Here is a 12,856-nt window from a genome sequence, read left to right as displayed (position 1 = left end):
AATGAAACTGAAAGTCATACTTCTAGCAATATCCCTGATCGTTATCTCCCTATGGTCGGAAGTACCGAAAAACGATGAAATAAGACTCAACATCCAAAACATGGAGATCAAAAAGTTTGTAGAGATGATCGGGAAGATCACAGATAAAAATATCCTCATCAACAGTGATCTAAAGGGCAAAATCAACTTTATCTCCAACCGACCGATCAAAAAGTCGTCCCTCTTCTCTCTGGCGAACTCCATCCTTTCCAGCAAAGGATATGCGTTGATAGATCATGGAGACTTCATGGAGGTTGTCCGCGCCGCCGAAGCCGCCGGCAGAGGAATCCCGGTGAGTGAAAATGTCCAAGGGGAGACGATGCGAACCGTGCTGTTCCCGCTCAAACGGAGCAACGCTTCCGTGATTCGGGCAAAGATACGCCCTCTCCTGGACAGAAACGCCAAGGTCGTCTCATTCAAAGAGAACAATATCCTTGCAGTAACCGCCTACCCCAAAACACTCCGCTCCATCAAAACACTGATCAACGCGATTGAAAATACGGGCAACCAGGGGAGTGTCGTGATCAAACTCAAGCATGCCGGAGTCAATGATGTCTATGGCAATGCCGTCAATATGGCGAAACAGCTCTTTCCCCAAACGATCCCCGGAGAAAAGGTCGGCATCTACAAAGATGAACCCAGCAATTCGATCATCGTCGTCGGGAAGAAAAAAAATGTGATGAAGATGGTCCGATACATCAAACAGCTTGACAGAAAAGGTGAGAGTGTCAATCAGCGGATGTATGTCATACCTCTGAAAAACTCCAATGTGGAAGATATGGAAAAGATTCTGGGGAAACTGGTTGCCCAGATGAATAATATCTCCATAAAAAAAGGGCGAAAAGGATCAGCGAACGCTTCCCAAAAAGCCATGGTGGTCTCCGATGTAGAAAGAAACGCTCTGATCGTTCTGGCCACCGGCGAACAATATCGAAACATCATGCAGGTGGTCCATCGAATCGATGTAGAAAAACCCCAGGTTTATATTCGGGCCAGAGTGGTGGAGATCAACAATAAATTGGCCCAGGAGATCGGTGCCCGGTACGGTTTTGAGGGCGGGGTTATCACCCCGCACGGGCTTTTTTCGCTTGGGGGTAATTTCGGCGGGGGCTCTTCGGTACAGGTTTCCCAAAATCTTCTCAACGCCTTCGGCGGGCAAAGTTCGGACGGCAACTCCAGCAGCCCCTTTAACTTCAGCAATGTCAAAGCCCTCTTTTCCCTGGGGGTTCAACTCAATCTTTACAAACAGGATGGAGCCGCCCATGTCCTGAGCGAACCCTCGATTCTTTGTACCAACAATCAGGAATCCGAGCTCTTTGTCGGAGAGACCCGATCGATTCTGACCAGTTCGGCAAGCGGAGACAATCAGAACGACCTGACCCGCAACAACTATGAACGAAAAGATATCGGACTGACCCTGAAGGTGAAACCGAGACTTTCAAGCAATAACAAAGTCGCCTTGACCGTCGATGCCATTATCGAAGATGTGGATGACAGCAGCGGCTACAACAGCCCTACACCCACCACTTACAAAAGAAAGGTGACGACCAACGCCATTGTCCAAAACGGGCAAACCGTCATTATCGGCGGGCTGATCAAAAATATCGCCAGTGCCGCCAATAACAAAATTCCTATTTTGGGAGATATTCCGGTCATAGGTCGTCTCTTCCAAGATGAAGGAAAGGCAGAAAGGAAGGTTGATCTCGTGATCTATCTCACCCCTTTTATCGTCCGACATAGCCGAGATCTGACCAAACTGAGGACCTTCCTCTCCAATCTGGAAGAGATTCAAGAACGTTACTCCCGTTTTATCAAAGAACGGATCGAAGATAAAAACGGAGGGGGCAAGGAGCCTGTACGGCCAGACAAGGTATCCGATCATTCGGAAGACAATACCCTCTCTCACCAGCGACCCAACAATGCCCTGGATATTTTGAGGACGCGACCTTGAAGCCGGAAACGCTGGAACTTCCCCGACTTGAACAAGTCGATCTGGAACCCTATTGGAGTGAGGAGATCGATCACCGCACCGCCATAAAGCATCATCTTCTTTTTGCCATATATCACGATCAGATCATCGCGGTGATCCATCCTGCCTACCGTGCCGAAGGCTTGAACTACCTCTCCCGGCTTGGAATTTCCTATCCGGTCTATCTCCTGGACGAGGAGAGTTTTACCCGGCTGCGAAACAAATTTCTCGAGCTTCAGACCAGCAACGCCTATGAAGAGATGGGAAATGCCTCCGAAGAGTTGATTGAGGCCGAGTCCGATCTGCTGGAATTTATTCAAAATGCGCAGGATCTCCTCTCAGATGAGGCGTCGGCCCCCGTTATCAAACTGGTCAACTCTCTCTTTTTTCAGGCGATCAAAAAAGGGGCAAGCGACATCCATATCGAATCCCATGAACGTAAGGGCGAAGTGAGACTACGTGTCGACGGTGTCCTCAAAAAGCATCTGGAGCTTGACCGGAGGATTGTCACCCTCGTTATCAACCGGATCAAAGTCATTTCCAATCTGGATATCTCCGAAAAACGGTTGCCGCAGGATGGACGAACCCAAATCAGTATCTCCGGAAGGACCCTGGATGTCAGGGTCTCCATCCTCCCAACCTATCACGGTGAACGGGTGGTAATGCGAATCCTGATGCAGAGCGAACATATCCCCTCGCTTCCATCGCTGGGATTCACCGACAAAATCACTTCCGCGTTCTATCACCTCCTGGCCCATTCCCATGGAATGATTCTTGTCAGCGGCCCCACAGGTTCAGGAAAATCAACGACTTTGCACTCCTTTTTGCAACATATCGCTTCACCGGACAAAAACATCATCACCATCGAAGACCCCGTTGAATACAACGCCGACAATATCAACCAGATTCAGGTCAACGAAAAGGTGGGGCTGACCTTCGCCCAGGGATTGCGTTCCATTCTTCGTCAGGATCCGGATGTGGTAATGGTGGGAGAGATTCGTGACCAGGAGACGGCTCGCATCGCCGTTCAGGCCTCTTTGACCGGGCACTTGATGCTCTCGACACTTCACACCAACGATGCCACCTCCGCCTTGACACGCCTGATGGATATGGGAATCGAAGGATATCTCCTCTCTTCGACACTCTTGGGGGTCTTGGCCCAAAGGTTGGTCCGGAAATTATGCCCGCATTGCAAACAACCGGAAAAGCTGGATGCCAAAACTCTCGCCACGGCACATCTTGACCCTTCTGTCACCTATTACCGCGCCGTAGGTTGTCCCGAGTGCGACTTCACCGGCTACAAGGGCCGCCAGGCCGTCGGAGAGCTTTTTATCGTGGACGATACCGTCAAGAAGATGATTGCCCAGGGGCTCAAAGACTATAAAATTCGGGAACAGATGAAAAAAAACGGTATGCAGACAATCGCCGACCGACTCAGCGAGTTACTCTATGAAGGATTGACCAGCTACGAAGAGGCGGTACGCGTCGGGCTAATGGACGGGTGATGCACTGCCGTAGGGCTTTTACACTGCTAGAGATGCTGATCTCTACCGTTCTCATCTCCCTTGTTCTGATCGGGCTCTACCAAAGTCTGAATATCCAACAACAGAGCAATAAGATCCTTCACGGCTATTTAAAAAATGCGGAACATCAAAACCGCAATGTCTTGGTGCTTTACCGTGATCTGATCGCCAGTGACGGGAATTTGAGTATTCACAAGGGGGAATTTGACCGCCTCTGTATCAACAGAACCGCCAATACCCTGCATGACCTGGATTGGCCGAGAGTCTGCTGGGTCGTTGCAAAAGAACATCACACGCTCTTCCGGATAGAGGGAAACGCTTTTTCACTGCCTCCCCGACCGGATGAGCGTGTCGCAATCGATGAGGTCATGAAAGAGATGCAGCTCTTTGATGTCTATCGGAACAAAGGAGATCTTCTCATCGTCCTCCAGGCACAGAACAAGCCCCCCTACTCTTTTGTCATTCAAGGGGTGGAAGCCCCACCGCCGAAGCGGAAGAAAAAGAAAGAAACAAAAAAGTGATGACAAACAGGAAAAGCGGTTTTTTGCCGAACACAAGGATCATGTTAAAATATAGAGAGTAGTCGGTATGCGATCCTTTTTGCGGAGTAGCGAAGTCCCAGTATTTGAATTTTAAGTACCGAAAGAGTATAATGAAAAATTATAGGCCCAATGCTTCTGATATCGCCGACAAAAGATTCGGACAGAACTTTCTGGAAGATGAAAGCGTTGTGGAACAAATCATCCAAGCGATGCCCGATGATAATCTCCCGGTGGTGGAGATCGGGCCTGGCTTAGGTGATTTAACCAAAAAGCTCGTCCAAGTTCGCCGGGTGACGGCGTACGAGGTAGACAAACGGTTGTGCGACTATCTGGGAAAAACCTTTTCCCGGGAGATCGCCGACGGCAGACTCCGTCTGGAGTGCGGAGATGTTCTGGAACGATGGAGCGGCGGCAGCCTGTGTGACCGGCCCTATCGGCTGGTGGCCAACCTGCCCTACTACATCGCGACCACGATCATCCTGAAAGCGCTGCGGGACCCCCATTGTCGATCCACACTCACAATGGTACAGAAGGAGGTCGCCGAGAAGTTCGCCGCCCGTGAGGGGGATCGGAACTTCTCGGCCCTCTCGGTCCTGGCCCAAAGTGCCGGAGAGGCGGCCATCCGCCTCCCGGTCCCGCCGGCAGCCTTCAATCCGCCCCCCAAGGTCGATTCGGCCGTGCTGGAGATCCGCAAGGAGCACACCCTGGACGACGAGGCCTTCGAAGCCTTTCTCAAAGCCGCATTCCGGCAGCCGAGGAAGACCCTGATGAAGAACCTCTCCGCCCTCTACCCCAAAGCTGTCCTCGAGCCCCTTTTTGAAAAGTGGGGGCTTCAGCGGACCCTGCGGCCCCACCAGGTCGGGACGACGCTTTATCATCGAATCTATCAAGCATTGACAAAGGAACCCGACCATGGAAAAGAATCAGAATCAATCCACGGAGAACCAAAACCGGAATAACAACAACCGGAACCGTCGCCGCCCCAACCCCTTCCGCAATAACAAAAAAGCGGAAGGTGCAACCGAAACTGGCGGCAGCGAGCGCAAAGAGGGTAATTCCCAGAGCGGGAATCGCCAACAGAACAACGGTGGAAACCGTAACGAAAACCGCCGCGGCGGCAACAGCAGCAACAACAAGAACCGCAACCAGAGCAACCGCTCCCAGGGACAGAACCGCAGCGGCGGCGGACGCGGTCGCGGCGGACGCCGTCCCAAAATCGACACCACCGTTCCCGCCGATATGAAAGCGGCAATCCTGGAGAACGAGCGGGTCCAGCAGGAGCGGATGAACCCCTGGAAGCAACTGGATATCGGTGCCAAAGGCAAGCTCCGTTTCACCCCCCTCGGAGGCCTGGGAGAGATTGGCGGCAACATCGCCGTCCTGGAGACCGAAAAGGACGCCATCATCATCGATGTGGGGATGAGCTTCCCCGACGAGACCATGCACGGTGTGGACATTCTGGTCCCCGATTTCAGCTATCTGCACGCCATCAAGGACAAAATCCGCGCCATCGTCATCACCCACGCCCACGAAGACCACATCGGAGCCGTCCCCTATCTCTTCAAAGAGCTCAAATTTCCCATCTACGGCACCCCGTTGGCCCTGGCAATGATCGGCAACAAATTCGACGAGCACGGCCTGCAAGCGGACAAGAAGTATTTCAACTACATCGTCAAGCGAAAGATCTACGAAATCGGCGAATTCAAGGTGGAGTTCATGCATATGACCCACTCCATCATCGACGCCTGCTCCCTGGCGATCCAGACTCCCATCGGGACGCTGATCCATACGGCGGACTTCAAGATCGACCATACCCCCATCGACGGCTATACCGCCGATCTGCACCGCTTCGCCCATTACGGAGCCCAGGGGGTACTCTGCCTCTTCTCCGATTCCACCAACAGCCACAACCCCGGCTTCACCAAGAGCGAGGCGGTCGTGGGCAAAACCTTCGACAATCTCTTCGAAATGGCCAAAGGACGGGTGATCATGTCCACCTTCTCCTCCAATGCCCACCGGATCTTCCAGGCGATCGAGCGGGGCGTGAGACACGGTCGCAAGATCTGTGTCATCGGCCGTTCCATGGAGCGCAACATCGAGACGGTCCGTCGCCTGGGCTACATCGACGTGGATGACAAGCACTTCATCGAAGCCCACGAAGTAAACAAATACAAAGACAGCGAGATTCTCGTCGTCACCACCGGCAGCCAGGGAGAGACCATGGCCGCCCTCTCCCGGATGGCCACCGACGAGCACCGCCATATCAAACTCAAACCCACCGACACCGTCATCATCTCCGCCAGCGCCATCCCCGGCAACGAAGCCAGTGTCTCCAAGCTGCTGAACCTGCTCCTCAAGGCCGGCGTCACCGTCCGCTACAAAGAGTGCAGCGACATCCATGTCTCCGGACACGCCTCCCAGGAGGAGCAGAAGCTGATCCTGCGCCTGGTTCAGCCCAAGTTCTTCCTCCCGGTCCACGGGGAATACAACCACATCGCCGCCCACGCCCGCACCGCTGTCAGCTGCGGCGTCGACGAGCGCAATATCCTGCTGATGAGCGACGGCGACCAGGTGGAGATCACCCCCAAATATCTCAAAAAAGTCAAAACGGTCAAAGCAGGCAAACGCTACATCGACAACCAAAACAACAAAGAGATCTACGCCGACGTGGTGGATGACCGGCAGAAACTCTCCACCGAGGGGATCGTCAATATCGTCGCCCAGATCTCCACCCAGAGCGGAAAACTGGTCGATAAACCCGTCGTCACCTCCCACGGACTGGTTCCCGACCGTGAGGACAAGCAGTTCGCCAAAGAGATCGAGCAGCTGCTGGAGAGCTATCTGATCAGCTCCCCCATCGAAAAATCGGCCAATCCCAAGGTGATCGAGGATGACATCCGCGGTGCCGTCCGCAAACATATCCTCAAACGCTACAAAAAATATCCCATCATCATCCCCACGGTCTTCCTGGTCTGAACCGGTCAGACCGGGGAGTGTCACACCTCCCCTGTGATATAATCATCTCCATGAATCCCAAGAATCCCAGCTCCCAATCCCTTGTCGAAAGCGCCCGTGAAACCCTGCGGATCGAAGCCGAGGCTCTCATGGCGGCAGAAAAAAGAATCGACGACCGCTTCGCGGAAGCAGTCGAGAGTATCTACGGACTCCGAGGCAAGCTGATCATCACCGGGATCGGGAAATCGGGACTGGTTGGAGCCAAAATCGCCGCCACGCTGGCCAGCACCGGTACCGCCAGCTTCTTCCTGCACCCCAGCGAAGCCCTGCATGGCGACCTGGGGATGATCAGCCCCGAGGACGGCGTCCTGGCTATCAGCTACAGCGGGGAGAGTGAGGAGCTCTCCAATATCCTGCCCCATATCCGCCGCTTCGGGATCCCGCTGCTGGCTATGACCGCCGGCCTTGACTCCACTCTGTCCCGTTATGCCGATACGGTCCTGGATATCTCTGTCGCGAGAGAAGCCTGCCCTCTGGGGGCCGCCCCTACTTCCAGTACCACCCTAACGATGGCCATGGGAGATGCTCTGGCTGTCGCCCTGATGAAGAAACGGGATTTCCGTAAAGAGGATTTTGCCTCCTTTCACCCCGGCGGTTCCCTCGGACGCCGCCTCTTCGTCAAGGTAGAGGATCTGATGCGGCGGGAGAATCTGCCGATTGTGGAGGCCCAGACACCCCTCAAAGAGGCGATTGTCGTCATGAGTGAGGGGAAGCTCGGCAACGTTCTCGTCACCCGGGAGGGACGCCTGGAGGCGATTATGAGTGACGGAGACCTCCGCCGGGCCCTGATGAAAGAGGGCTTTGAGATGGAACGTCCAGTCATCGACTATGCGACCCCCCATCCGAAAGTCATCCGGGATGCCTCCCTGCTGGCCAGTGACGCTCTGGCCATGATCGAAGAGGCCAAGGTTCAACTGCTCCCCGTTCTGGGAGAAGCGGACCGGATTCAGGGGGTCATTCATCTCCACGATCTCGTCAGTGCCGGGATCAAGTCCGACCGAAGCTGAAGCGAAATATAACAAAATGAAAAGAGCCTGATGCGCCTGAACAAATATATCTCCCACAACACCCCCTACTCCCGACGGGAAGCCGACCGGCTCATCGAAGAGGGTCGGGTCACGGTCAACCGACAGCCGATGAAGGATTTCTCCTACCGGGTGCAACCCGAGGATAAAGTGGCCGTCAAAGGGCGGCTGGTAGAGCCCCGAAAAGGGGGCGAGGTGACGATGGTCGTCTACAACAAACCCCGTGGCATCCTGGTAACCAAAAAGGACGACCGGGGACGGACCACCATTTACCACAAACTGCCCGGAAAATTCCGTCACTTCATTCCCGTAGGCCGGCTGGACTATGCCAGCGAAGGGCTGCTGCTGCTGACCGACAACCCGGAGGTGGCCGATGTGCTGATGCGCAGCCGACTGCCACGCGCCTATAACATCAAGATCGACAAGCCCCTCAGCGAAGAGATGCTCCGGGCCATGCGGGAGGGACTGGTTCTGGAAGATGCCAGAGAGGGCGGACATGAAGCCAGTGAGATCACCCGGATGGAGTTCGCTCCGTTTCAGGAGGTGACCGTACGGGGCCAAAGCGGCAAATATACCAAACTGCGGGTCACCATCACTGAAGGGAAGAACCGGGAACTCCGGCGCTTTTTCGGCCACTTCGGCGCCAAGGTTTTGGATCTGAAGCGGGTCGCCTTCGGCTGGGTCGAACTCAACAATCTTCCCGAGAACAAGACCCGCTACTTCAGCCGCCAGGAGTACGATACCCTGCATCAATACCTGAAAGAGGAGCGCAAAAATGACTCGCATTGAACTCGACAGTAACTACAAAACCGAGATGATTGACATCACCGAGGCCGTCGCCCACGAAGTAATGAAACTGGGGATTCGAGACGGCCTCTGCACCGTCTTCACTCCCCACACCACCGCTTCCATCGTCCTGTTCGAAAAGACCGATCCCAAACTCCGCCGGGACTTCCTCTCCTCCCTCAGCCGGATCGCTCCCGCCGATGTCAGCTACGAGAGTGAGGGGGACAATACCCCTGCCCATATCAAATCGACCCTCTGCGGCCCCCGCATTGTTGTCCCCGTCAAAGATGGACAACTCTACCTGGGGGAGTGGCAGGCGATCTTCTTCTGCGAGTTCGACGGACCGCGGGAGAATCGGGAATATATCGTACAGGTGATTCAGTGAACTTAGTCACTGGTCATTAGTCATTGGTCATTGGGGAAAAGGTGCTATGTGTTATGTGTTAAGTGCTAAGCGTTGGAGGCACAACCTGTTATCCTTTACCTCACCGCTAAAATCTTTCTCGGCACTCTCATCCAAAATCCTCTATGTTCCATTCTCAATCGAGTTCTCTGAAAAAATGAAGCGACACGCTTCCGTCATCCTGAACTTGATTCAGGATCCACGGTTTCATAGATATTGGTACCTCTCAATTCCGGATCAGGTCCAGAACGACATAGGTTTTTCAGCAAATCCAATTCTCAATTTCCGCCATTTGCATGACGGGCTGAAAGAGTACCGTTTATGATATCGCTGGCTCTGAAATATCGCCCCAAAACACTCGACGAAATGGTGGGACAGGAGCATCTGCTCGCCCCTGACGCGCCCTTTCGAAAGCTGGTGGAGGCCGAGGCCCTGCCCCACTCCCTGCTCTTCGGTCCTCCCGGCTGCGGCAAAACCACTCTGGCCAGGATCCTGGCGACCAAACTGGGACGCCCCTTTCACGAGTTCAACGCTACCACTCTCAAGATCGACGAATTGCGCAAGCTCTTCCGGGACTACGCCAACGCTCTGCAGAAGCCGCTGGTCTTCATCGATGAGGTCCACCGCCTCAGCAAGACCCAGCAGGAGGTGCTGCTGCCCTATATGGAGGAGCAGCGGGCCCTGATCGTCGGGGCCTCCACCCAGAATCCCTACTACGCCCTCACCGCCGCCATCCGTTCCCGTAGTCATCTCTTCGAGCTCAAGGCGATCGACGAAACAGCGATGCGGCAGAGGCTGGAGTGGGTCCTCGAAACAGAAGCGATCGAAATCAAACCGGAAGCGGCTGACTACCTCATCCACTCGAGCAGCGGAGATCTACGAGCGATGCTGGGGCTCCTGGAGAGTGCTGCCGCTGTGGAGCGTCCAGTGAGTCTGGAGACCGTGCGCTCTCTGCGCCCTCAGGCGATCCGAGCCGGCTCCGCCGAGGCCGACAGCCACTACGATCTCACTTCAGCCATGATCAAGAGTATCCGGGGCAGCGATGTGGATGCGGGGCTCTACTGGCTGGCGCGGCTCATCGAAGGGGGCGAACCGCCCGAGTTTCTCGCCCGGCGACTGGCGATCCTGGCCGCCGAGGATATCGGCAATGCCAATCCCCATGCCCTGAATCTGGCGGCCTCTGCCCTCACCATCGTGGAGCATATCGGCTACCCAGAAGCCCGCATTCCTCTGGCACAGCTGGTGATCTATCTCGCCTCCTCCCCCAAATCCAATCACGCCTACGAAGCGATCAATCGGGTCCAGAAAGCGATACGGGAGGGGGATCTGCTGCCGGTGCCGGAGTCTATCAAGACCCACAGTAAAAGCTACCGCTATCCCCACCGCTACGGCGGATGGATTGCCCAGGAGTATCTACCGGAGCCTCGCAGCTTCTACACCGGCGGATCGATCGGATATGAAAAGAGACTTGCCGAGTGGCTGGAAAAGATCAAAAGCAGAGAAGAGGGTTAAATATCTAGAGATTCTGAAACATCTCTTTGGCTTTGAAGGAATCAATTTTTCCACCAAGGTATTGCGTTTCGATATCATCAAGTTTTTTGAGGAGATATCGGCGAAACGGTCCCTCCTCCACATGGCTCTTGATACTCTCTTTCATCAACTCGAACCGTGGAAAAAGTTCCAAGACATCCTGCATCACCGTACTCTCTTTCCAGACTTCTCTGGCTTTGGCTAAGGGAATCTTTCCAACAGCCAATACGGTATATCCCGCTGCATCTTTTGTATAATATTTAGCATTATCCTCAGTCTTGTCCTGCTCCTGACTGTAGGAGGAGGCGGTGTCATTTTTCTCGATACTCCCCACAAAATGAAAGACGAAATAGGCGAAAAGCCCTCCGACAATTGCCAGGATCACAAATCCTTTGAACATTTTTTTCCTTCACTCTAATTATTAACAGAGAATTTATGGTTTTGCTTATTATAGCAGACTGGAACCGAATCTTTGAAAAGTAAATGTTAGAATACAAAAGAAAAGACAAATTCGGAAATTTTGTCAAGGAATCACATTGATTTTCCGGATAAAATAAAATGTTGATCGCTAAGTAAAGGGGAAGAAATGGGAGAAAAAGCTATCTACGAAAAAGCAGGGCTCTTCTACCTCGGAAAAGATGTCGACCCTGCGAGCATGGAGCCCACCGAGCTGCTGACACTGCTCAAAAACAAAAACTTCACTACCCACGCCGCTATCATCGGAATGACCGGCAGCGGCAAGACCGGGCTGGGGATCGATCTGCTGGAAGAGGCGGCCATCGACAACATCCCCTCTATCGTCATTGACCCCAAGGGGGACATGGGGGATCTCTGCCTGACCGATCCGCAGTTCCGTCCCGAGAGTTTCCTCCCCTGGGTCGAGGAGGAGGCCAAAGCCAAGGGCATCGACCCGATGGAGTATGCCGCCAAGACCGCCAAAACCTGGAAAGAGGGGATCGAGAGCTGGGGACAGGAGAGTGAGCGCGTCGCCCGTTTCCAACAGGTCCCCAAGACGATCTACACCCCGGGGAGCCGGGCCGGGGTTCCGATCAACCTGATGAGCTCGCTGCAGGTTCCCCCCGAAGCGATCCTCTCCGACGGGGACAATCTCGCCGCCTATCTCAAAAGTACCGTCAGCGGGCTCCTGGCCCTGCTGGATATCGAGGCCGATCCTCTGGAGTCCAAGGAGTACATCCTCCTGGCCCAGATCATCAGCCACGCCTGGAGCAGCGGAGAGGATCTCAATCTCGAAAAGCTCATCGGCCAGATCGTCACCCCGCTCTTTAAAAAGATCGGGGTGCTGCCGCTGGAGAGCTTCTATCCCGAAAAGGAACGCTTCCGCTTCGCCACCCGCTTCAACAGTGTCATCGCCTCTCCCGGCTTCCTCAACTGGCTCAGCGGCGAAAGCCTCGATATCCAGAAGCTGCTCTACGACGAGGAGGGGAGGGCGAAGATCTCCATCTTTACCATCGCCCACCTCAGTGACGAAGAGCGGATGTTTTTCGTCACCTTGCTGCTGAATAAATATATCGCCTGGATGCGGATGCAGAGCGGTTCCACCCGGCTGCGTAACCTTCTCTATATGGATGAGATCTACGGCTTTTTCCCCCCGGTCAAAAACCCGCCCTCCAAAGAGCCGATGATCACCCTGCTCAAACAGGCACGGGCCTACGGGACCGGGATCGTTCTCAGTACCCAGAATCCCGTCGATCTGGACTACAAAGGGCTCTCCAATATCGGCACCTGGTTCATCGGACGGCTTCAGACCAGGCAGGATATCGAACGGGTCATCGACGGGCTGGGGGGCAAGGCTGACGAGCAGATCAGCCGAGAAGAGATCGCCCGGACCCTGGCTAATCTCCCCAAACGGACTTTCTTCCTCAAAAGCGCCCACCTGGAGGGGATCCGGCTCTTCGTCACCCGCTGGGTCATGAGCTATCTCAAAGGCCCGCTGACCAAGGAGGAGATCTCGCGGCTCATGGGCGGCAAAAAACAAGCCGAATCCTCCGATACCGCCGCTGCCC

Annotated in this window: 11 protein-coding genes; 10 read left to right on the top strand and 1 reads right to left on the bottom strand. The window is 54.4% G+C overall.

What is annotated here, in order from left to right; translation table 11 throughout:
• Position 1: 1 nt before the first annotated feature.
• The 9 genes from gspD to F8I07_RS07255 all read left to right on the top strand — a co-directional run bounded on the left by gspD (position 2) and on the right by F8I07_RS07255 (position 10,814).
• The gene (gene gspD / locus F8I07_RS07295) at positions 2–1,990 is read left to right on the top strand and encodes a type II secretion system secretin GspD (RefSeq protein WP_292657740.1); all 1,989 of its coding nucleotides are present in this window, start codon (positions 2–4) and stop codon (positions 1,988–1,990) included.
• Positions 1,987–3,513, top strand: coding sequence for a GspE/PulE family protein (locus tag F8I07_RS07290; RefSeq protein WP_292657737.1), 1,527 nt, complete (start codon positions 1,987–1,989; stop codon positions 3,511–3,513). Before gspD ends, F8I07_RS07290 begins: the two co-directional genes overlap by 4 nt.
• The gene (locus F8I07_RS07285) at positions 3,513–4,052 is read left to right on the top strand and encodes a type II secretion system protein J (RefSeq protein ID WP_292657735.1); all 540 of its coding nucleotides are present in this window, start codon (positions 3,513–3,515) and stop codon (positions 4,050–4,052) included. Before F8I07_RS07290 ends, F8I07_RS07285 begins: the two co-directional genes overlap by 1 nt.
• 131 nt (positions 4,053–4,183) lie before the next feature.
• Positions 4,184–5,032: a 16S rRNA (adenine(1518)-N(6)/adenine(1519)-N(6))-dimethyltransferase RsmA gene (rsmA, locus tag F8I07_RS07280; protein ID WP_292657732.1), complete on the top strand. Its 849-nt coding sequence runs from the start codon at positions 4,184–4,186 to the stop codon at positions 5,030–5,032.
• Positions 4,986–7,049 carry a ribonuclease J gene (locus tag F8I07_RS07275; protein WP_292657729.1) on the top strand — a complete coding sequence of 688 codons (2,064 nt, stop codon included), beginning with the start codon at positions 4,986–4,988 and terminating at the stop codon, positions 7,047–7,049. Before rsmA ends, F8I07_RS07275 begins: the two co-directional genes overlap by 47 nt.
• A 50-nt stretch (positions 7,050–7,099) precedes the next feature.
• Positions 7,100–8,095 (top strand): SIS domain-containing protein, encoded by a 996-nt coding sequence (locus F8I07_RS07270; RefSeq protein ID WP_292657727.1) that lies wholly within the window; start codon positions 7,100–7,102, stop codon positions 8,093–8,095.
• Positions 8,096–8,125: 30 nt separating this feature from the next.
• Entirely contained in the window at positions 8,126–8,902 is a 777-nt protein-coding gene (locus F8I07_RS07265) for a pseudouridine synthase (protein ID WP_292657725.1), read from the top strand.
• Positions 8,889–9,284 (top strand): secondary thiamine-phosphate synthase enzyme YjbQ, encoded by a 396-nt coding sequence (locus F8I07_RS07260; protein ID WP_292657723.1) that lies wholly within the window; start codon positions 8,889–8,891, stop codon positions 9,282–9,284. The genes F8I07_RS07265 and F8I07_RS07260 overlap by 14 nt, the downstream gene beginning before the upstream one ends.
• Before the next feature lie 339 nt (positions 9,285–9,623).
• Positions 9,624–10,814, top strand: a complete 1,191-nt coding sequence (locus tag F8I07_RS07255) for a replication-associated recombination protein A (protein ID WP_292657721.1) — start codon at positions 9,624–9,626, stop codon at positions 10,812–10,814.
• A 4-nt stretch (positions 10,815–10,818) separates the two neighbouring features.
• Here F8I07_RS07255 and F8I07_RS07250 read toward each other — a convergent pair whose 3' ends face one another.
• Positions 10,819–11,232: a hypothetical protein gene (locus F8I07_RS07250; protein ID WP_292657719.1), complete on the bottom strand. Its 414-nt coding sequence runs from the start codon at positions 11,230–11,232 to the stop codon at positions 10,819–10,821.
• 186 nt (positions 11,233–11,418) lie between these two features.
• On the opposite strand from F8I07_RS07250, the gene F8I07_RS07245 reads away from it, so the two are divergent.
• A partial coding sequence (locus F8I07_RS07245) for a DUF87 domain-containing protein (RefSeq protein ID WP_292657716.1) occupies positions 11,419–12,856 on the top strand: 1,438 nt, incomplete at its 3' end.

The organism is Nitratifractor sp. (genome assembly GCF_015487065.1).
Taxonomy (GTDB): Bacteria; Campylobacterota; Campylobacteria; order Campylobacterales; family Sulfurovaceae; genus Nitratifractor.
Note: the sequence above shows the minus strand (reverse complement) of the source record. Positions and strands in the feature narration are given on the sequence as shown.

What these genes read in the sequence shown, in the direction of transcription:
- F8I07_RS07285 (WP_292657735.1), top strand. Translation starts at nt 3,513, where the DNA reads ATGCACTGCCGTAGGGCTTTTACACTGCTAGAGATGCTGATCTCTACC.
- F8I07_RS07255 (WP_292657721.1), top strand. Translation starts at nt 9,624, where the DNA reads ATGATATCGCTGGCTCTGAAATATCGCCCCAAAACACTCGACGAAATG.
- F8I07_RS07270 (WP_292657727.1), top strand. Translation starts at nt 7,100, where the DNA reads ATGAATCCCAAGAATCCCAGCTCCCAATCCCTTGTCGAAAGCGCCCGT.
- F8I07_RS07260 (WP_292657723.1), top strand. Translation starts at nt 8,889, where the DNA reads ATGACTCGCATTGAACTCGACAGTAACTACAAAACCGAGATGATTGAC.
- F8I07_RS07275 (WP_292657729.1), top strand. Translation starts at nt 4,986, where the DNA reads ATGGAAAAGAATCAGAATCAATCCACGGAGAACCAAAACCGGAATAAC.
- F8I07_RS07265 (WP_292657725.1), top strand. Translation starts at nt 8,126, where the DNA reads ATGCGCCTGAACAAATATATCTCCCACAACACCCCCTACTCCCGACGG.
- F8I07_RS07250 (WP_292657719.1), bottom strand. Translation starts at nt 11,232, where the DNA reads ATGTTCAAAGGATTTGTGATCCTGGCAATTGTCGGAGGGCTTTTCGCC.
- gspD (WP_292657740.1), top strand. Translation starts at nt 2, where the DNA reads ATGAAACTGAAAGTCATACTTCTAGCAATATCCCTGATCGTTATCTCC.
- rsmA (WP_292657732.1), top strand. Translation starts at nt 4,184, where the DNA reads ATGAAAAATTATAGGCCCAATGCTTCTGATATCGCCGACAAAAGATTC.